The organism is Leptospiraceae bacterium (assembly GCA_016708435.1).
Classification (GTDB): Bacteria; Spirochaetota; Leptospiria; order Leptospirales; family Leptospiraceae; genus UBA2033.
Genome location: JADJFV010000007.1, coordinates 195,417 through 214,174 on the forward strand (window position 1 = coordinate 195,417; position 18,758 = coordinate 214,174).

Below are 18,758 nucleotides of genomic sequence, written 5' to 3' on the forward strand. Positions count from 1 at the left end.
GGAAGTGACGCTTCTTTATAAGCATAACAATATTTAAAGATTAAATGAACAATACTAATTCCCATTCCTGGCTTTATAATAAAACTTTTGATTTGGTGTTTATTTTATCGCCTCCTTTTCTTGCGGTTCTTTTTGTTTTATTGTTTGCGGAAAGTTTTGCGGCTACGGATATTTTACCGCTTTGGGCTTGGGTTGTATTTGTATTATGTATTGATGTCTCCCATGTCTATAGCTCACTTTTTAGGACTTACTTTAATAAAAAAGAATTCTCTGAAAATAAAACTCTCTATACAGTTCTGCCTTTGGGCATTTTTTTTATAGGGGTGATTTTACATATGATAGGAGCTGCTGTATTTTGGAGAGTGCTTGCTTATTCTGCTGTGTTTCACTTTATTAGACAGCAATATGGTTTCTTAAGACTCTATTCACGAAACGATACCGAATCGACTTTGTCTAGAGAAATTGACGCATTACTATTATATACCTCTACTCTCTACCCGATCGTCTACTGGCATGTCAATCTTCCCCGCAATTTTCGCTGGTTTACGGATGGAGATTTTTTTACAGGACTGCCTTCTATCTTTGAAGATATTTTCTTCGTATTCTATCTCGGGTTAATTCTTATTTACCTCGCAAAAGAATTTCGTAATTTTTATTTACACAGAGAATTTAATTTAGCTAAGAATCTAATTGTCTTTGGAACTGCACTTTCCTGGTATGTTGGTATCGTCTTGCTGAATGGCGATATGGTTTTTACGATTACGAATGTAGTTACTCATGGGATTCCTTATATTTCACTCGTTTGGGTCTACGGGAAAAAGCAAGCGGATAAGGATAGTTCTGTGCTAATTTTGGAACGGTTTCAGTATAAAGTTTTTTTTGCTAAGTATTCCTTTCCCGTTTTTATTCTTGCTCTTTTATTTTTAGGCTATATCGAGGAAGGACTCTGGGCGGGCTTTGTCTGGAGAGAACATTTAGAAGTATTTGGACCTTTCGCAAACTTACCTGTTATCCGCGCCAAGGATACTCTCAGTTGGATTGTCCCTCTTCTTACTCTTCCGCAAGCAACTCATTACGCACTCGACGGATTCATTTGGAAAATTCGAGACAGTGAGTCTTATTGGTATAAACTTTTTTTTAAATAGGAATAATTCGTCATTCCCGAGATTTTCAGTCGGGAATCTCAACATCTTGAGACCCCCATTTAAATTTTAGAGGTGACATTGTTCTTTGATAGTATAATTTCGTTTTAATATATGTTACTAAATTCAATATTCATTTTACTTATCCTTTTTTCTCTTTCCAATTGCTCTACTTTTTTATTGGGAACTAGACCTGTGGTTAATCAGAATATACCTAAACTAGATAAGGATATAACTTATGAACTAATTGGATGGAAAGACAAAGAAAATAAAATCAAGGCTACAGAAATTCTAAAGGCTCTAACTCGGTCAGACAAATTTAAAAGTATTTCTCATTTCGTAAAATCGGATTCTGAGTGGAAAATACAAATTATCCTCGATGAATCTCCCCAGCTTGCCATTTTACTGGGAGAACCAGTTCAGCCGGTATCCTGGGTTGCCGAAAAAAGACCGGGACGTTATTCGCTTTATATTTTAAACCGTGTTCTATCAGCAGCTTCTCGCCTTGTAATTCCCATCATTCAAGTAAAAGAAGAAATTATAACCTTTCGAGTCTGGAAGCAAAATGTAAAAAAGGCTGAGTATTCTTATCCCGTTGAGACTGTTCGTGCTATTGGATGGCTTTCTCTCGCTCTTAGTTTTTTTGATGATAAAAAAGAAATCAAAACGATATATTCTGATTATGCGCTCATGTTTCTAATTGATTCGGAGAAGAACTATGAATAAAATATTATTCTTATCTCTAATTGGATTTTTATTCATTCTTATAAACTGCGCAGGCATTTACAACGAGCCTGTTTTTATAAAAAAACAAAAAACGAATTCATTTCCAAAGAACATTCGCCTGGAATTTACTGGTTTTTATTTTTATGAAAAAGAATTAAACTTATTAAAATCAGAAATTTTAAATTCAGGTTTTACGAATAATCAAAGTTCTCCCTTTCTTTTAGAAGTCATTTTAGAAGAGAAAGAATATTCTTACAAATATATATCGCTACATTTCGTAAACTTAATAGCCAGTCTATTTACTGCTGGGATCATTCCCTATTACACCATCACCAAACATGAAATCACCTATCGCGTTTCCGAGGGGAAAAAAGAAATAGGCAGTTCCAAATTAGTTTTAGAATTAGACCAGCTTAGAGGTTTATCCCTATTACCCATTACTCCTTTCTTTTGGCCTTCCTCTGCCTTTGATAAATCTATTTTAGATTCCTGGAAGTTACAAGGAGATACAAAATGAGACTTCTCTACTGGATATTTGTTATTTGCCTTACCTCATTTATTCATTGTCGTATTATGCAAAGAATTAACTCCATTCCAAAGGATGGCATTTTAGAAACAATACTTATAGACGGAATTGAAAGAAAATACATCGTATATCTTCCAAAAACAAAAATTCTCGCAGAAGAAAAAATCCCACTTTTACTTATGCTACATGGTCGATTTGGAACTGCAAAGCTTATGATGGAAGGCTACAATATGAATGCGATAGCCGATAGAGAAAGATTTGCCATTCTTTATCCCGAAGGATTCAATCGTAGCTGGGCAGACGGCCGGGGTGGAACTCCTGCTGATAAAAATAATATTAACGATGTAAAATTCATAGAAAGCGTAATACAACGTGTAGCCGCTAATTATCCAATTGACCAAAATTATATTTTCATAACCGGACATTCGAACGGTGGATTTATGACACAGAGAATGCTTATCGAAAAAACCAATTTATTTAAAGCAGGTGTAAGTGTTACGGCTCATATTTCAAAAAATGTTTTAATGAATTCTACTCCCGCAAAACCAATTTCTGTAGCATTTATCAGTGGAACAGAAGATCCTTTAGTTCCCTACGAAGGTGGTTATGTAGTTGACGGCGAAGAGGTGTTAGGCGCTGAGGACTCAGTTCGCAGATGGATAGAATGGAATCAATGTAGCAAACAAGCAACAATCGAAACAATCAATAAACAGAGGGATGAAACTAGTTTAGAAATTTATTCCTGTCCAGGATGCAAGGAGAATGTAAAGGTTCGATTGTATAAATTAATTGGTGCAGGCCATATGTGGCCGGGTTTATCACAGAAGATTCCATTCATTAACCTGGGCAAAGAGACAAAAGAGTTAAATGCATCTGAAGAGATTTGGGATTTCTTTAAATTGCATTTGTAATGCTAACGCTCTTCCAATTAATAAAGAAATGACTAGCCTAAAATATTGAATTATTTCTTCAGTGTTAATAGTGTAATCGGCGATTGTCTTTGAAATCCCTCTCTTCACTTAATATCGCTTAGCGCAAAATAATTGTAATGCGAATTTCCTAGGAGGAACCAAGAATGACTTGCATTTTTCTTTACTTCAAATAATAAATGTGTAATGCGATATTTAGCATCCAATCTATTTACAGGAAACACACAAAGAGACATTGTCAAATTCCATAGATTCATTTCTAAGACTACACGATTCATTATCCTAAGCCTAGGTCTAATCTATAATCATTCTATTTTAGCTAAAGAAATTGCTCCTGTTTTCATAGGCGATAATTTTCAATCTACAAACCTAGGCGAATACATTGAAGTAATTGAAGATAAAGAAAATACTATCACCATTGAAAAAATTTTGACAGAAGATTTAGACTGGAAAAAGCCGAAGGACACTAGCGGCAACTTTGGATTTAACTCAAATTACTTTTGGATTCGCTTTTCAATTCTCAACTCAAAAAACCAATTACAAAATCCAATTCTTGAACTAGCCTTTCCTAGAATCGATTATATTGAACTTTACAAATTTAAAAATGGGAAATATGAGAAGACAATTACCGGCGATACTTTTCCCTTTAAAGAAAGAGAAATAGACGACACAAATTTTGTTTTCGAATTAGAGGCAAATTACCATACTCCACAAATATATTATATAAGAACGAAAAGCGTAACAAATATTTCCTTTATCAATCCTAAACTATATAGATCGTTTCCGGCATTTCATAAAGAAGCATCCATAAGAGATTTGAGCAATGGACTCCTATATGGATTTTTGACTATCATGATTTTTTATAATCTGCTTTTATTTCTAATTATAAGAGAAAAGGTTTATTTTTATTTATCGATTTATATTTCCTCTTTTCTAATTATTCTCATATCTCTCCATGGAATTGCCTTTCAGTATTTTTACCCTGAAAATACTTGGTTAGCAAATAAGGAAAATTATTTTCATATTCCTTTTTTACTTATGATACAAATTGTCTTTATCACTTCCTATCTAGAATTAAAGAAGTATTTACCGCTTATCTACACATTTATGCGAATGCATCTTTGGTTCGACGTAATTCATTTGATTTTAATTCATACCTTATTTGCAAATTATCCTACCATCGGTTACTATAGCATTCTTGTTATTTTATTTCTAGATAATTTTATTTTCATTTGCGTTGGTAGTTATCTTTGTTATAAAAAATTTAGACCTGCTTATTTCTTTATGATTTCTTGGATTTTACTTTTAATTGGAAATATCATTCGTGGACTTTTGAATGCTTCCATTATTCCTGCAAATGTTTTTACCTTTTCTTCTTTTCAATTTGGACTTGCGGCAATGCTTATTTTAATCTCGATTGGACTTGCGGATAAGATTAATTATCTTAAACGGTCTTTACAAAAGACAAACAAAAAATTAGAGGACTACTCTGATCAGCTAGAACAAAAAATCTTGGAGCGAACCAGTGAATTACAATCCACTTTAAATACAGTCAATCAACTTAGGATACAGCAAGATGGAGATTATTTTCTCACTTCTTTATTACTAGAGCCATTCATCATCAATAATTCCACAAGTGAAAAAGTTAAGGTAGATTTTTTACTCATTCAAAAAAAGAAATTTGAATTTTATGGGAAAGAGCAAAATATCGGGGGAGACTTATGTCATTCTCAAAACTTAGTGCTTAATAATAGAAATTATATTTTATTTTTTAATTCAGATGCTATGGGAAAATCGTTACAAGGCGCGGGAGGTGCCATTGTTTTTGGTTCTGTATTCTTTTCTATCATCGAAAGAACCAAATCAAGTTTAGCCGATAAAAATATCAGCCCGGAGCGATGGCTAAAGAACACTTTTATTGAACTACATAAAGTCTTTCTTACTTTCGATTGCACAATGCTTGTCTCGGCAGTAATTGGTTTGGTTGAAGAAGATACAGGTGTATTGTATTTCATTAATTCGGAGCATCCATCAATTGCTCTCTATGGGGATAATGTTTGTAATCTGTTAGAAAAGGAAATTTATTTTACGAAACTAGGAAGCCCTGTTGCCTCTAACAAATTATTTATTAGCCTGCAGCAACTTCACAAAGAGGATTCAATTTTTGTCGGTTCCGATGGAAGGGATGACTTTGCACTCAATGATTTAACCTTAAATCAAGATGAAAAAGAATTTTTGTATACTGTGCAGGAGGCAAAAGGCGATTTGAAAAAAATCTATGAAATAACTTGCAGAAAAGGAATACTCATAGATGATTTTTCCCTTATGCGTATCACTTATTTACAGGAAAAAATAAACTACGATTATTTGCGAAATTTATCCCTTGAGAATATTGAGGCACAAAATTTTTCAGAGGCAATCAATTATGGAGAGGAGTATATTTCTAAAAATCCAATTGACTCTGAGTTCTTGTTTCGACTAGGTCAATTATATAAACAAAAAGAAAATTTCATCGCAGCTATAAAATGTTTTGAACGGCTAAGACTACGTAATCCCTACCACATCGAGAATCAGCTAGCTTTGATGGAAGCACTCATCTCTTCTAACAATTTTACAAGAGCAAAGAAAATTTCCTCCGAAACAGAAAAAATTGCCTCAAAACATTTTACTCTATTAGATCTAAAAAACAGATTAAAGCTTGCAACGGAAAAATAATTTTTCATTGCTTTTTAACTAACAGCGTTTCTTTTGTTAAATATGTTGTTTTATTACAAAGTGCATCCAGGTAAAAAATGGTTTGCTTCTAACCTACTCGCACTCCTCGGTCGTCTCGCTTCCGTTTTACTTTATAAAGTGAAAATCATTTCTTCTCCTGATTTAAAAATAAATGGACCCGTCTTAATTCTAGCAAAACATTCAATAGAAATAGATATTCCACTTGGTTATTATGCTATGCTAGTTGCAATCGGCAGACATGCCTGGTGTATCATGAAAGCAAGCCTTGCAAGAAGTCGGTATCTTGGCTTTTACTGGAAAATCGGGGGTATCCCCTTGGATCGAGATAAGCCTGAGAAGAGCAAACACATGTTAGTCCATGCCAAAAGAGTTCTCTATGACTTAGATGAAAGTGGACGAAGGAAAGGAAATGGAAATGTAATGGTGCTATTTCCGGAAGAGACTACCTATTGGCAGACAATGGGCGAAGGACAAGCAGCAGGCTTTCGCTTTATTGTGGGTAAGCCAAATATACCGCTCAATGTGGTTTGTGCTGGTTTTCGCTACTCTAAGGGGTTTATACGAACTAACCTCAATATTGAGTTTGGACCTATGCGTCAATTTACAAAGGACGACGATCATGCAGTGTTTTTGCATGACCGAATGGTAGAAATTGCTGAGCTTTCTAATCTACCTTATCCGTTTCCTCAACCGAAAGCGAGGACAAAGAATGTTGAATCGGCTGCCGTTGCTTAATAGATTTTTTTCATAAATCATTTCAACAACTGCATGTAAAAATCTCCGAGTGCTTCTGGCAAATCATCTGGATGAGGTAATATCCGATAGCCACCGAGTCCAAGCATCATCGGCAAATAGTCCTTAGCCTTTTTATCTATGGCAAGTGCAAATAAATGAACACCTGCCCTCTTACATTCTTTGACGGATTGCTTAATGTCCTCAATTCCATATTTACCTTCGTATCTATCGTAATCATTTGGTTTTCCATCCGATAAAATCAGTATCCATTTTAATTTACTTTTTTCTTTTTGAATGCACTCTAGAGAGTGTCGAATAGCAGGACCAATTCTAGTATAACCAAAAGGCTCGAGTGCGCCTATTTTATGTTTTGCGCTATTCCAATTTTCATCGAAACCTTTTATGGTCAGGTAATCACAATGATTTCTAGTTCTTGAGGAAAATGCATTTACCTGAAATCTATCTCCAAACTCATGTAAAATCTCTCCCAGTAGCAAAGTGGACTCTCTTTCCACATCCAAAATTCGTTTTCCTTCCACAAATGAATCAGTAGAAAGACTCAAATCTATCAGCACTAAAACTGATATTTCTCTTTTTCTTCTGCGTTTAGATAAATAGATATTTTCTCTGGGAGTTTGATTCGAAATTAAATCAGCAAGATATTCTACTGTAGCATCTATATCGATTTCATCTCCATAACTTTCGTTTCGAACTGTTTCCAATTGATTAGAAATACGATTCATCTTTTGCTTTAATTTGCTTAGAGTCGGTTTGTATTTTGAAATAGTTTTCATGGAGTAGCTAGCGGATACAGCTCGTAAGTTACCCGGAAAAACTTTACAATATTTTTCTTTGTAGGTTTTCTTTTTGAAATCCCATTCTGGGTACTCATGGTAAAACGCTTTGCTATCTAGCTCTGCACTGTCCTGTAAATTCGAATTTAGAATCATCTCAGATTGAATGATAGAATGAACTGCGTCATCGACTCGAACCATGTCTTTTAATTTCAGTTCTCGTATCGCATCTTCCAATGTCTGCAAGTCATCGCTTCCGTCTAAATCACGCCAGTTCCCACCAAACTCTTCTGCTGTTTCAATTTTCTCGAAATTATGACCTAGCGTATAATCACTAATAGCCTTCTTATCTACTTCGTGAATTTCTATAGACTCAACAGGAGAGGCTTTTATTTCGGAGGTTATCTTTTCAATACGAGCATCTTTTTCATCTAAGCCATTTTTTTTCTTACCTGAAATTGTATTTTCTAGAATTCGCTTCCCATGAATATAAGAAAGGTCTACTCTTTTTAAATGGGTAATCTGGTATTGCCGCTCTCTTTCCAAGACTTCGTCTATAAAATTTCCTAACCCGGGAAATTCTTCTTTCATTTTTGAACATATAAATGGAAGGAAGTAAGCAGGATTTTCCGATTTACGAGTATTATCCACATTCTGCAAAATTTCGTATTGAATTTGTAAAGACATATAGATAACCCGAAAGATATAAAAATCTAGATTGTGTCGCTTTGAATTTGTATGAGAATACTCTTTCGGTAAAAAGAAAAGAAGTCCATTACAACCTCCTTCTCTTTCTGCCGGAAGGATTTCGATTGGTTTTCCTGTCAATGCCCTTGCAAGAAGAGTTAATTCGGAAGAATAATCTTCCAATCGAACAACTGTTTCTAGATATTGAGTAGAGGGTTTACTTTCAATTAGACGCTTTAGTAAACCCCAACTTTTTTTAAAAAGATATTGATCAAGTTCCATTGGCTTATTCCTTGTATGCGGTTTTTAAAAATAAAGAGCAACTAAGTCTTTTAGTGCTTTGATCGTATCGGAGTCATCTGTCAAAGGTTGGATGATAGCGACTTCACAGGAAAGTCTTGGAGGAAGTCCATCTGCTATTAATTTACCTGCATCGACAAGAAGTCTTGTAGAAGGAGATTCCGTTAATCCTAACTCTTGCAGATTACGAATCTTACCCGCTAGTCTTACAAGCTTACTCGATTCTGTATCCTTGAGTCCTGTTTCAGCAGACACAATTTCCATTTCTACCATTGGCTCAGGATAATCAAAATGGAGGCTAATAAATCTTTGCCGCGTAGAAGGCTTTAATTCTTTCCAACCTCTTTGATACCCTGGATTAAAGGAAGCTACGAGTAAAAAAGAATCAGCTGCTTTTAACTTTTCGTTGATTCTATCGATATAGAGTTCTCTTCTATGATCAGTAAGAGAATGGACAGCGACTAACGTATCCGGTCTTGCTTCTACAAATTCGTCTAGATAAAGGACAGCACCTGTTCTTGCGGCTGTCGTCATAGGACCGTCTTGCCAGATAGTTTCAGCGCCTCGAATGATAAAACGTCCAATTAAATCAACTGCGGATGTTTCTTCATGACAGGAAACCGTAATTAAAGGAAGACCTAACTTATGGCTCATGAATTCAACGAAGCGGGATTTACCCGCTCCTGTTGGACCTTTCAAGAGAAGTGGAAGCTTCTTTTGAAAGGCGTGTTCAAATATTTCTACTTCTTTCCCGATTTGCTTGTAATAAGGAATTTCGTGATTACTCATGATTATGCGTTCTCGTTTAAGAACTGTAGTTCATCGCTTGCGTCTTCTGGTAGTAACACTTCATCGGAAGGAATTCCAAACTTTATAAAATTATAAATATAAAGTATAATCCCAATCGTAAATAGTGTGGCTGCAAACAAGAGCCCTATAAAATGAACTTCAATTTCTTTTTGGACAACCATAAAATCCATTCCAAGTTTACGCTCGAGGTAAACTTGTGCAATACCCGCTACAGCGAACGCTCCTGTCATTCCAAGCATTCCAATATTGGAAATCCAAAATGCTAAAAGAGATGTCATATTGTTCCAGAGCTTTCTTCCCGTAAGCAGCGGTAGCGCATAAGAGATAATAGCCAGAACTATCATTGCATAGGCTCCCCAAAATGCTAGATGGCCGTGCATCGCTGTAACTAACGTCCCATGAGTGTAAAGATTAACTTGTGGTAGAGTATGGGCAAATCCCAAGAAACCGGCACCAACAAAGGACATGATAGCACAACCAATTGTCCAATAGAGAGAAGCTTTATTTGGATGCACTCTTCCACTCTTGCGATACATATTAATTGCAAAAAGTGCCATTCCTAAAAACGCAAGTGGCTCAAGGGCTGAAAAAATTCCTCCAATCCAAAGCCAATATTTTGGAGTGCCAATGAAATAGTAATGATGACCTGTTCCCAAGATTCCAGAAAGAAACGTTAGTCCCACAATCACATAAAGCCATTTTTCAATCACTTCTCTATCGACACCGGTAAGCTTAATTAAAAGATAAGAAAGAATTGATCCCATGATAAGTTCCCAAACACCTTCTACCCAAAGATGAACAACCCACCAGCGAAAATAAGAGTCTAAAGTTTGGTTGTGAAAGTAAATCATACCCGGGAGGTATAATAAAGCAGCCGCTAGAAGACCGAGATAGAGAACAATTCCTGTTGTCGAAAATTTCTTTCCTTTCCATACGGTCATTCCTATATTAAATAAGAAAGTTAAAACATTGATTACCACTAAAAAATCGAGTGGTCTTGGTATTTCTAAAAACTTTCTTCCTTCCCACCAGTTCAAATGAAATCCAATAATAGCTGTTACACCTACAACTATCAGAGACACTAGTTGTATGTAAGCTAACTTTACAGAATAAATTTCTCTTCCTGATTCGTCCGGTATAATGAAATGAGCTGCTCCCATAAAACCCGTTAGTAGCCATACCACTAGCAAATTCGTATGAGTTGCGCGCGCCGCATTGAATGGGATAAATTCGTGTAATCCGTCATAACCAATACGCGCAAATCCCATGATAAAACCATATATAATTTGCAGACTGAGAAGTAGCATACAAGTTGCAAAGAACCAATAAGCCACTTTTTGTGATTTATATTTCATATATTTCTCCTTATATTTTAAATCGTTCCGAGAAACTTGACGATTTCATTTTTCTCTTCTTCTGTGAGTTCTAGTTTAGGCATTGCCGTCCCGGGTTTTACTGCAGTTGGATTAGAAATCCATTTATGCAAATACTCAGCATTGTATTTCTTACTAACTCCATCTAAAGCAGGTCCAACTTTTCCACCAACTCCTGAAAGAGAATGACAAGCAGTACAGAGACTCTTGAATTTTTCAGGTTGAGGCATACTAGAATGATTCGCTTTAACTGGCGCAGAATTCATAGCTAAGGCTAATGTTGGTTTTGCGGGAAATCCATTTAGATCGACTTCGCCTATCCATTTAAAGAAAGCGATTAAGTCATTGATTTCCGATTCTGTAAAATTATACTTTGTCATTTTACGCTCGCCTGGAAACATTGCCTGTGGGTCTTTGATAAACACCTTCATCCATTCAGGTCCTCGTCTATCATAGACCTTTGTTAATTCAGGAGCGTAATATGCCCCTTCTCCCATGATTGTATGACATCCCATACAATTATTTTTATCCCAGAGCAACTTTCCCCGTTTTACTTCATCGGAAAGATTGGATTCTCTAGTTTGAATTGGCACTTGCCTCAATGTGTCCACCGTTAAAATCAACAGTAATACACTGAACAGAAGTGTGCCCGAAATAAAAAACAGTTTAGCCTGTGATTTAGATAGCATTCGACTCCCCCATCTCGATTGATAAAAGAAATATACAGGAAAGATTGCGTTATTCATTGATATAAATCAAGTGAGGAGAATTATTTTACGCGACAAAGATTTATCTTTTCCATCAATGGAATGGAATCTGAAAAAAAATATGGTTAGTAATGAAAGAATATTTCCTTTTTCTAAAAGATAAATCTGTCATCAGTGCGTTAGTCGTCTTACTCTTGTTTGAAATATTTCTACAAGCCGGATTTTATAAAAATTTTCTAAAGAAAAATTCCTATGCATCTAATGTAAACAGAATCACAGATCATGCCTTGGAGTAAACAATCCGAAATTGATCCAGATATTTTAATTGTTGGAACTTCACTCGCCTACGAAGGCTTATCTTTAAGAACGTTAAACGAAACACTTAAGCCTTTAAACTTAAAGGCTCAAACTATAGCAATACCCGGAGCTGAATTAATTGTGCAGGGTCTTGCTTTAGAAAAGGTTCTAAGCAAATTCAAACGGGTAAAGTATATTATCCACGTAAACGAGATCGAAATGCCGTGGACTCTTGGAATTGTATTTTCTCAGGCGACACTTTCTATGGCTTCAGAGCTAGACCGCAAGCGAGCAATCGAAAGATTCTACGAAGATGAGTATAAGATCGGTTTCGAAGAGCTATCCTATATTATCCTACGACTCTGGGCATACCGAAAAGATATTGGGGAATTTATTTTAAATCCAGAAAAAAGAATTAAAGATATCGGAAAATCGAGGAAAGCATTCAAAGAAAATCTCTACTCCTATGAAAACATTTATACAGAAAGTTTAAGTCTCTATAAATTTAAAGACCTCAAAGAGTGCCTTAAAATCACTAAGGATAATACTAATATTGCGCTTGATTCAAATCCATTTCATAGAGAAGCTATTTTTAAAACCTGTAAATTGGCAGGTGAAAGTGTATTAACCTTAGAGGAAAATGAATCTACTAAGCTTTACCGCCGACGATTGGATAATTTTTATAAGATTCTAAAAAAAAGAAATATTAAAGTAATCAATGTATTTCCGCCCATATCTGAGTATTTAGGTAACTTTCAATATGGCGCTCGAGTTTTATTCTGGAAAGAAAAATACAAAGATGTTTTAGGGGAAAAGATAATTGATCTAACACTGGCTATTCCAAAGGAAAATAATGAAACTTACTTTTATGACATTGTGCATGTGAATAAAAAAGGAATGACTGTTTTTACAGAAAAACTTTCTGATTCACTCAGACTCTACTTTAAAGAAAGGCAGGAAAACAATGCTTTTTAATTCTCTGCACTTCCTACTTTATCTTCCAATCGTATTAGTAATATCTAATTATCTAAAAGATAGAAATCAAAAAATCTTTTTGCTGCTAGCAAGCTTTTATTTCTACATGGCTTGGAATATTCATTTTATTTGGCTTTTGTTATTCTCAATTGTGATCGACTACTTCGCAGCCATTTCGATTGCCCGATTAGAAAAAACAGACAAAAAAAGAAAATACTATTTAATTCTCTCTCTTGTCACAAATTTGGGATTTTTAAGTTATTTTAAATACACAAACTTTTTTCTTGGAGCACTTAACGACCTGAATTTTATTAACTCATTTCGATTTGTAGAGTATAATATTATTTTGCCTGTTGGAATTTCTTTTTACACTTTTCAATCAATGAGTTATACGATAGATGTTTACCGCGGAGCTATGGAAGCAAAAAAGTCTTTCATTGACTTTGCACTCTACGTTTCTTTTTTCCCTCAACTAGTCGCGGGTCCAATTGTGCGAGCAGGAACTTTTTTTAGAGACTTAGAAAACAGACTTATTGTAAATCTGGAAGTGATTCGGTATTCATTCGCTCAAATTCTTTTAGGTTTTACAAAAAAGGTTGTTTTCGCTGATAATCTTGCTATTGTAGTAGATAGAGTTTTTACAAACTACTCTTCGTTAAACGCAATTGAAATCTGGACGGGTGTATTTGCTTTTATGTGGCAAATCTATTTTGACTTTGCGGGTTACACTGATATTGCGATAGGAGTTGCGAGACTTTTTGGTTTTCAGTTTGATATCAACTTTCATTTTCCGTTCAACGTAACAAGTATTAGCCAGCACTGGTCAAGATGGCATCTCTCTTTTTCAACCTGGATAAGGGATTATATCTTTATACCGCTTGGTGGCTCAAAAGTCTCCAGACTAAGAACTCATATCAATGTATTCATTACGTTTTTATTTGCAGGTATTTGGCATGGAGCAGCCTATCATTTTGTAGTCTGGGGAATCTGGCATTCAGCAATGCTATCGGTAGAACGAGAGTATGCGCAAACAGGCCTGAGTAAATTTTTAAATGCAAAAGGAGGAATGCTTTATAGTTTATTTTGTCGTGTCCTTACAATGATTTGTTTGGGAATAGGTTTACCACTTTTTAGAGCAAAGACATTAACCGATGCATTTGAAATGCTTAAGACAATGTTATTCATTAACCCTAACTCGATTACTTCGTCTTTTAGTAATTACGGATACTTCAAATTAGTCGCACTTCTTTTTGTAACAGGATATATTTTTGAAAAATACAATTTAAAGAAAATGCTAGAAAGCAAAAGAGCGTTTACCCTCTTTATCCTCGCAAATGTGTTTATGCTACTTTGTTATGGAGTGACTGAGGCTCAGAGTTTTATATATTTTGCTTTTTGACAATCTACTTAATTCCAATTAGCATTTTCAAATTTTTAGAAAATGTAGTTTTGTCTTTTGCTTCGAGGCTTCCTGCTTTGCGAAGGATGATATGATTGTCGAGCGTGAATAATTTCATTCGAATGATGGAAGGGTGTGTTAGTCCGCAGGCAGAAAGATTTTCGATTGGAGTGTCTAAACTCCAGGAGTCATGCGAGGCGGTAGTAATCATAGCGAGAACAGAAAGACCAATCTTGGTTTGAAATTTTTCCGGAGCAGAAATCACAAGAGCTGGTCTTCTCTTTGAGGCAGTTGAATCTGTAAAAGGAAAAGGCACAACGACAACATCAAATTGCTCATAAGTCATTGTATGCCTCGTCGTCTGCCTCGCTATTCCATTCGGAAAGTGTGCCTGAGATGGATTTGAGATATTCGAAGTCAGTTGAAAGCATTTTTCGAATTTGGACAGTGTCGTGAAGAATCTCAAACATAATCTTGTCTCCTTTTTTGATGTGCAAATAGTCTCGTATTTTTACTGGAATAGTAGCTTGAAACTTCTCAGTTACAGAGCTATAGTCGCCGAATTCTTTTCCCATTGGTTGCTCCCCAGTAATACCGTATTACGGCATACTTGAGCGTCAATAAAAAAATGTTTTTTTATAGCGAAAAATTTACAAGTCTAGCATAGTAGATTTATGAAACTATTCATCCTATTAATTCTTTTCAGTTTACAGGTTATGGCAATGGATCACCCAATTCGATTACATTTAGATAAGAAAAAAGGCGACTCGTATGTAATGCGCGTCTCAGTTCCAAAAGGGTATGCGATTCAAAAAGAGGCTCCGAATAAAATTAAACTCAGTTCAGAGGACAAAATCAAAATTAACCCCACTGAGCTAACTTTCAAAGGAAGCACGTATTTAGATAAACCAGATTACTTTGAGAAAGTAGAGGATAATACTCTTACACTCACTGGAAAAGGCAAATTGCATGTATCCGCTAAAATATTTTACTGCGATTTAAACAAAAACGTTTGTTATCCTGCAAGCATTAAACAAGACGAAACAATTCAATGATTACATACGAATACAGCGAATATTTTCCAGAAGACGACAGAAAATTCGACAAAGATAAACTCATGTCTATTCTGTCCGAGCTTATCATGAAATATGATATTTCTCTAGAAGAAGCGCTGCGTATGATGATTGAAAAAGGAATTCCCGCCAATCTTTTTTTAAAAGAAGGCGGGATGGAGGATTTAATAAAGGATTTTCAAAAGAAAGTCCAGGCAATGATAGATAATATTCTAAAAACATTTAATCTAAATCCTACTTCCGAAACTTTACAAAAAGATTTGCATTCTCTTAAGGAAGAAATTGAAAAAAAATACAAAAAAGATTCAGGGACACTTTCAAAATTTAAACAAGCAATCGAAGAGGAAAATCAAGATTTGCTCCGTCGCCTCAAGTGGGACTTAGCCGCACAAAAAAAGATAGAGCCCAAGCTAGATGAACTCGTCCAAAAATTACAGGAATTAGACAAAGTAAACAATGGAATCAAAAAATATGATTTTACAGGAATTAAAGTCCCTACTCCTAAAGAAGCAAGTAATCTATTAGAGAACCTTGACCAGCTAACAGAATTAATCCGCGCCTTACAAGAAGCAATTGATTCAGGGGATTTGTATAATTTTGATTTAGAACAATTGGCAAAATTCTTAGGTCCTGAAAGTTATCAGGAGTTTTTAGAAAGAAGAGAAAAGATTTTTGATGATCTAAAAAAGATTTTACAAGAAGCAGGAGACATCCAGGAAAACAACGAAGGCGGAATTGAACTTTCTCCCAAGTCTGTGCGTAAAATTGGCAAGACTGCTTTAACTGAAATTTTTTCTAAGCTAAAAGCAGATTCCACTTCGGGAGCACATGTAACGAAAGAATTCGGAGACAGTGAAAATATTACTTCATCGGTAAAGCCCTTAGAGTTTGGAGATAATATTTCCCATATCGACTTTTCGGGAAGCATTATCAATAGCATCATTCGGGGTAATGGGAATACTCCGTCACTAAAAGATATAGATGTATTCCAGGCGAGAGGCAACGCAAAATCATCCACAGTCATTTTGCTTGATATGTCTGGCTCAATGGCTCGCTCTATGCGATTCTACAATGCAAAGAAAGTCACGATGGCAATGGATTCACTGATTCGAAATGAATACAAAGATGAGAAGCTAACAGTCGTTGGTTTCGGAAGCACTGCAAAGATTTTTCCGATCACTCAAATTCCAACTCTACAACCCTACCCTGTTACTATTTTTAATCCTTACATCAAATTAAAATTTGATTTTGCTAAAATGAAAAAAGAAGAGATTGAAAATAAAGTCCCTCAGTATTTTACAAATTTGCAAAAGGGATTGAACATGGCAAGGCAAGCTCTATCGTCTAAACAAACCAAAAACAAACAAATCTTTCTAATCACAGACGGAGCCCCTACTGCTCACTTCAAAGGCTCAGTATTACATATCAATTATCCGCCGGCGCCTTCTGACTTCGAAGAAGCATTAACAGAAGTAAAAGCATGTGCAGAAGATGGAATCGTTATCAACACATTTCTACTAACGTCTGAGTGGGACATGAATTACTTTGGTGAAAAAAGTTTTATCCAACAATTCGCTAAGATGTCGCAAGGAAGAATTTTTTATCCACATCCAAATGAACTAAATCAAATGATAATCTACGACTTCATCGCAAATAAGAAGAAAAAGTTTTCGTATTAGTTTCTTTGCCATGGTTCGATAAACTCACCACAGGCGCCGACACGGAGCCACGGAGAACGGAAGATAAAGAAATGCTTTACCCATGATAGGGAAACATTTCCATAATTTCCGAGCAATACCCGACCTAAAGCCGTTCTATTTTCGTTTTTCCTCATCGCGTGATCGAACGCTGATCGAACGCTGATCGAACGCTGATCGAACGCAGACCGAAGGCAGACCGAACCCTAGAGCAAGTTTCTTTACCAACTACCCGAACTTCCGCCGCCGCCAAAGCTTCCTCCACCACCGGAAAATCCCCCACTTGAACTAGATGACCAGCTAGAACCAGAGCGGCTACTTCCTGATGAACCACCCGTTGGAATAAAATTGGATCCATACTTCTTAGCAAATGCTTTGCCGGATGCGGTAAATCCTACGTAGACTTTAAAAAAGAACATGAGGATTGCATAGGCGGGTAACAAAAATGCGCCTTGTTTTCCAAGTGCAACTAACGGGAATGTGCCGTAGAAAGGAAAAAGAAAAAAATAAATAAACCAGCCTATGTAAGGAGCAAACGCGGCAAATAAAGTGAACGGAGTGATTACTACAAAAAACACTCCACCAAATAGCAATCGAAATTGCCAGGGAATATCTGCTCCCCCTAGACTATTGATAAATTCTAAATAACTTTCTAAGAATTCTTCTTTTGAGCCATCCACTGGTGCAGTATAAGTTCCACCAATAACTCCTAAAATAGCGTCTACTCCTTGTTCTACTCCAATAGAAAAATTCCCCTGCTTAAAAGAAGGCGTAATTTCTTTTCGAATGATTCGACTGCACAGTGCATCTGTAAGACTTCCCTCTAATCCATATCCTACTTCAATTCGAAGTTTACGATCCTCCTTTGCAATGAGCAGTAAAACACCGTTATCCTTCTTCTTTTGTCCGAGTTTCCATGTAGTTGCAACCTTTAAAGAATATTCTTCTAAAACTTCCCCTTCTAAAGATGGAATGATTAAAACCACAACTTGATTCGACGTAGCTTTTTCATGCTCTTTTAACTTGTTCTCTATGGAAAGTTTTGATTCTGCTGATAAAACACCTGTTTCATCCATGACTCTTCCAGAAAGAAATGGGACATCTAGCGCCAAAATGGAATTAGCCAATAGAGAAACAAAGAAGAAGGCAGAAAGAAATTTCATTTTCCGTCTCCAATACGAAGATCATCTCTAAGTTCATTTATATCATTCGGTTTTACTGGATATTGCTTCAAGAGATTTCCCATAGACTGAATTGTCTGAATAATCGCCGTTGTCCTGTCTCCCTTTTTCATTCCTTCGGTGAGTTGGGAGAGAATTCCTTCCCATATAGCAGGACTTACTTCTTTATTAATTCCTTCATCCCCTAAAACAACAGCTTCTTTTTCTAAGAAACTCATAAAGAGTAGCATTCCAGTTCTTTCTTTTGTTTTATAGATTTCTTCTTGTAAGAAAACTTTAAAGGCAACGTCCTGAATTCTTCGCTTTACATCAACCCTATCCATTAATAGTCTTTTCCATGCTGGAAAAAGATACGCAGCGATTACTCCCAATATGCCGGCAGTCATTTGAGTCAAAAAGAAAAATTGCAAGCTTGTATTCCAAATTCCAACTGCACTACTTTGATAAATCGCAAATAAAAAAGACCAAAGAGTAGCGAAGAGAATCCCAGACTTCCAATAGGTATCATGATAATTACCGCAAGACTCAAAAAAAACAGGCACTATTTCGGCTGACGTTGCTTTCTCCGCCTCTGCCACTGCACTTTTTATTTGTCCTAACTCCGCTTCTGTAAAAAATTTTTTCATTCTAGACTCCTTAAAGAGGACTTGATGAATCAAGTCCCTACTAAT

At 35.8% G+C, this 18,758-nt stretch carries 19 protein-coding genes; 11 read left to right on the forward strand and 8 right to left on the reverse strand.

Annotation, left to right across the window (positions count from 1 at the left end; translation table 11 throughout):
• Positions 1-44: 44 nt before the first annotated feature.
• From IPH52_12750 to IPH52_12775, 6 genes are all read left to right on the forward strand, one after another.
• The gene (locus IPH52_12750) at positions 45-1,145 is read left to right on the forward strand and encodes a hypothetical protein (GenBank protein ID MBK7055897.1); all 1,101 of its coding nucleotides are present in this window, start codon (positions 45-47) and stop codon (positions 1,143-1,145) included.
• 111 nt (positions 1,146-1,256) lie between these two features.
• Positions 1,257-1,868, forward strand: coding sequence for a hypothetical protein (locus IPH52_12755; protein ID MBK7055898.1), 612 nt, complete (start codon positions 1,257-1,259; stop codon positions 1,866-1,868).
• The gene (locus IPH52_12760) at positions 1,861-2,385 is read left to right on the forward strand and encodes a hypothetical protein (GenBank protein ID MBK7055899.1); all 525 of its coding nucleotides are present in this window, start codon (positions 1,861-1,863) and stop codon (positions 2,383-2,385) included. The genes IPH52_12755 and IPH52_12760 overlap by 8 nt, the downstream gene beginning before the upstream one ends.
• Positions 2,382-3,305, forward strand: a complete 924-nt coding sequence (locus IPH52_12765) for a prolyl oligopeptidase family serine peptidase (protein ID MBK7055900.1) — start codon at positions 2,382-2,384, stop codon at positions 3,303-3,305. Before IPH52_12760 ends, IPH52_12765 begins: the two co-directional genes overlap by 4 nt.
• A gap of 204 nt (positions 3,306-3,509) precedes the next feature.
• Positions 3,510-6,038, forward strand: coding sequence for a SpoIIE family protein phosphatase (locus tag IPH52_12770; GenBank protein MBK7055901.1), 2,529 nt, complete (start codon positions 3,510-3,512; stop codon positions 6,036-6,038).
• Positions 6,039-6,071: 33 nt separating this feature from the next.
• The gene (locus IPH52_12775) at positions 6,072-6,794 is read left to right on the forward strand and encodes a 1-acyl-sn-glycerol-3-phosphate acyltransferase (GenBank protein ID MBK7055902.1); all 723 of its coding nucleotides are present in this window, start codon (positions 6,072-6,074) and stop codon (positions 6,792-6,794) included.
• Between the two features lie 17 nt (positions 6,795-6,811).
• On the opposite strand, the gene IPH52_12780 is transcribed toward IPH52_12775, so the two are convergent.
• Genes IPH52_12780 through IPH52_12795 form a run of 4 tightly spaced genes read right to left on the reverse strand, consistent with a single transcriptional unit; the run spans position 6,812 to position 11,447 of the window.
• Positions 6,812-8,557, reverse strand: a complete 1,746-nt coding sequence (locus IPH52_12780) for a VWA domain-containing protein (protein ID MBK7055903.1) — start codon at positions 8,555-8,557, stop codon at positions 6,812-6,814.
• Positions 8,558-8,581: 24 nt separating this feature from the next.
• Complete coding sequence (locus IPH52_12785) at positions 8,582-9,364, reverse strand: CbbQ/NirQ/NorQ/GpvN family protein (GenBank protein MBK7055904.1); 783 nt, start codon at positions 9,362-9,364, stop codon at positions 8,582-8,584.
• 2 nt (positions 9,365-9,366) lie between these two features.
• Positions 9,367-10,740: a cbb3-type cytochrome c oxidase subunit I gene (locus tag IPH52_12790; GenBank protein ID MBK7055905.1), complete on the reverse strand. Its 1,374-nt coding sequence runs from the start codon at positions 10,738-10,740 to the stop codon at positions 9,367-9,369.
• 17 nt (positions 10,741-10,757) lie between these two features.
• The gene (locus tag IPH52_12795; protein ID MBK7055906.1) at positions 10,758-11,447 is read right to left on the reverse strand and encodes a c-type cytochrome; all 690 of its coding nucleotides are present in this window, start codon (positions 11,445-11,447) and stop codon (positions 10,758-10,760) included.
• Positions 11,448-11,596: 149 nt separating this feature from the next.
• Between IPH52_12795 and IPH52_12800 the strand changes: the two genes are divergently transcribed.
• Genes IPH52_12800 through IPH52_12810 form a run of 3 tightly spaced genes read left to right on the forward strand, consistent with a single transcriptional unit; the run spans position 11,597 to position 14,136 of the window.
• Positions 11,597-11,761 carry a hypothetical protein gene (locus IPH52_12800; protein MBK7055907.1) on the forward strand — a complete coding sequence of 55 codons (165 nt, stop codon included), beginning with the start codon at positions 11,597-11,599 and terminating at the stop codon, positions 11,759-11,761.
• Positions 11,748-12,737, forward strand: a complete 990-nt coding sequence (locus tag IPH52_12805) for an SGNH/GDSL hydrolase family protein (GenBank protein MBK7055908.1) — start codon at positions 11,748-11,750, stop codon at positions 12,735-12,737. The genes IPH52_12800 and IPH52_12805 overlap by 14 nt, the downstream gene beginning before the upstream one ends.
• On the forward strand, positions 12,727-14,136 hold the full coding sequence (locus tag IPH52_12810; GenBank protein MBK7055909.1) for an MBOAT family protein: 1,410 nt from the start codon (positions 12,727-12,729) through the stop codon (positions 14,134-14,136). The genes IPH52_12805 and IPH52_12810 overlap by 11 nt, the downstream gene beginning before the upstream one ends.
• Before the next feature lie 4 nt (positions 14,137-14,140).
• On the opposite strand, the gene IPH52_12815 is transcribed toward IPH52_12810, so the two are convergent.
• Both IPH52_12815 and IPH52_12820 read right to left on the reverse strand, forming a co-directional pair.
• Positions 14,141-14,482: a type II toxin-antitoxin system PemK/MazF family toxin gene (locus tag IPH52_12815; protein ID MBK7055910.1), complete on the reverse strand. Its 342-nt coding sequence runs from the start codon at positions 14,480-14,482 to the stop codon at positions 14,141-14,143.
• Positions 14,472-14,711, reverse strand: coding sequence for an AbrB family transcriptional regulator (locus IPH52_12820; protein ID MBK7055911.1), 240 nt, complete (start codon positions 14,709-14,711; stop codon positions 14,472-14,474). The genes IPH52_12815 and IPH52_12820 overlap by 11 nt, the downstream gene beginning before the upstream one ends.
• Positions 14,712-14,810: 99 nt before the next feature.
• Between IPH52_12820 and IPH52_12825 the strand changes: the two genes are divergently transcribed.
• Entirely contained in the window at positions 14,811-15,191 is a 381-nt protein-coding gene (locus IPH52_12825) for a hypothetical protein (GenBank protein ID MBK7055912.1), read from the forward strand.
• Positions 15,188-16,888: a VWA domain-containing protein gene (locus IPH52_12830; GenBank protein ID MBK7055913.1), complete on the forward strand. Its 1,701-nt coding sequence runs from the start codon at positions 15,188-15,190 to the stop codon at positions 16,886-16,888. Before IPH52_12825 ends, IPH52_12830 begins: the two co-directional genes overlap by 4 nt.
• A gap of 239 nt (positions 16,889-17,127) precedes the next feature.
• Here the strand turns inward: IPH52_12830 and IPH52_12835 are convergent, their stop codons facing one another.
• Together IPH52_12835 and IPH52_12840 are read right to left on the reverse strand one after the other, a co-directional pair.
• Positions 17,128-18,069, reverse strand: a complete 942-nt coding sequence (locus tag IPH52_12835; GenBank protein MBK7055914.1) for a TPM domain-containing protein — start codon at positions 18,067-18,069, stop codon at positions 17,128-17,130.
• Positions 18,066-18,713 (reverse strand): TPM domain-containing protein, encoded by a 648-nt coding sequence (locus IPH52_12840; GenBank protein ID MBK7055915.1) that lies wholly within the window; start codon positions 18,711-18,713, stop codon positions 18,066-18,068. Before IPH52_12840 ends, IPH52_12835 begins: the two co-directional genes overlap by 4 nt.
• Positions 18,714-18,758: the final 45 nt, after the last annotated feature.

What these genes read in the sequence shown, in the direction of transcription:
- IPH52_12750 (MBK7055897.1), top strand. Translation starts at nt 45, where the DNA reads ATGAACAATACTAATTCCCATTCCTGGCTTTATAATAAAACTTTTGAT.
- IPH52_12755 (MBK7055898.1), top strand. Translation starts at nt 1,257, where the DNA reads ATGTTACTAAATTCAATATTCATTTTACTTATCCTTTTTTCTCTTTCC.
- IPH52_12760 (MBK7055899.1), top strand. Translation starts at nt 1,861, where the DNA reads ATGAATAAAATATTATTCTTATCTCTAATTGGATTTTTATTCATTCTT.
- IPH52_12765 (MBK7055900.1), top strand. Translation starts at nt 2,382, where the DNA reads ATGAGACTTCTCTACTGGATATTTGTTATTTGCCTTACCTCATTTATT.
- IPH52_12770 (MBK7055901.1), top strand. Translation starts at nt 3,510, where the DNA reads ATGCGATATTTAGCATCCAATCTATTTACAGGAAACACACAAAGAGAC.
- IPH52_12780 (MBK7055903.1), bottom strand. Translation starts at nt 8,557, where the DNA reads ATGGAACTTGATCAATATCTTTTTAAAAAAAGTTGGGGTTTACTAAAG.
- IPH52_12785 (MBK7055904.1), bottom strand. Translation starts at nt 9,364, where the DNA reads ATGAGTAATCACGAAATTCCTTATTACAAGCAAATCGGGAAAGAAGTA.
- IPH52_12790 (MBK7055905.1), bottom strand. Translation starts at nt 10,740, where the DNA reads ATGAAATATAAATCACAAAAAGTGGCTTATTGGTTCTTTGCAACTTGT.
- IPH52_12795 (MBK7055906.1), bottom strand. Translation starts at nt 11,447, where the DNA reads ATGCTATCTAAATCACAGGCTAAACTGTTTTTTATTTCGGGCACACTT.
- IPH52_12800 (MBK7055907.1), top strand. Translation starts at nt 11,597, where the DNA reads ATGAAAGAATATTTCCTTTTTCTAAAAGATAAATCTGTCATCAGTGCG.
- IPH52_12805 (MBK7055908.1), top strand. Translation starts at nt 11,748, where the DNA reads ATGCCTTGGAGTAAACAATCCGAAATTGATCCAGATATTTTAATTGTT.
- IPH52_12810 (MBK7055909.1), top strand. Translation starts at nt 12,727, where the DNA reads ATGCTTTTTAATTCTCTGCACTTCCTACTTTATCTTCCAATCGTATTA.
- IPH52_12815 (MBK7055910.1), bottom strand. Translation starts at nt 14,482, where the DNA reads ATGACTTATGAGCAATTTGATGTTGTCGTTGTGCCTTTTCCTTTTACA.
- IPH52_12820 (MBK7055911.1), bottom strand. Translation starts at nt 14,711, where the DNA reads ATGGGAAAAGAATTCGGCGACTATAGCTCTGTAACTGAGAAGTTTCAA.
- IPH52_12825 (MBK7055912.1), top strand. Translation starts at nt 14,811, where the DNA reads ATGAAACTATTCATCCTATTAATTCTTTTCAGTTTACAGGTTATGGCA.
- IPH52_12830 (MBK7055913.1), top strand. Translation starts at nt 15,188, where the DNA reads ATGATTACATACGAATACAGCGAATATTTTCCAGAAGACGACAGAAAA.
- IPH52_12835 (MBK7055914.1), bottom strand. Translation starts at nt 18,069, where the DNA reads ATGAAATTTCTTTCTGCCTTCTTCTTTGTTTCTCTATTGGCTAATTCC.
- IPH52_12840 (MBK7055915.1), bottom strand. Translation starts at nt 18,713, where the DNA reads ATGAAAAAATTTTTTACAGAAGCGGAGTTAGGACAAATAAAAAGTGCA.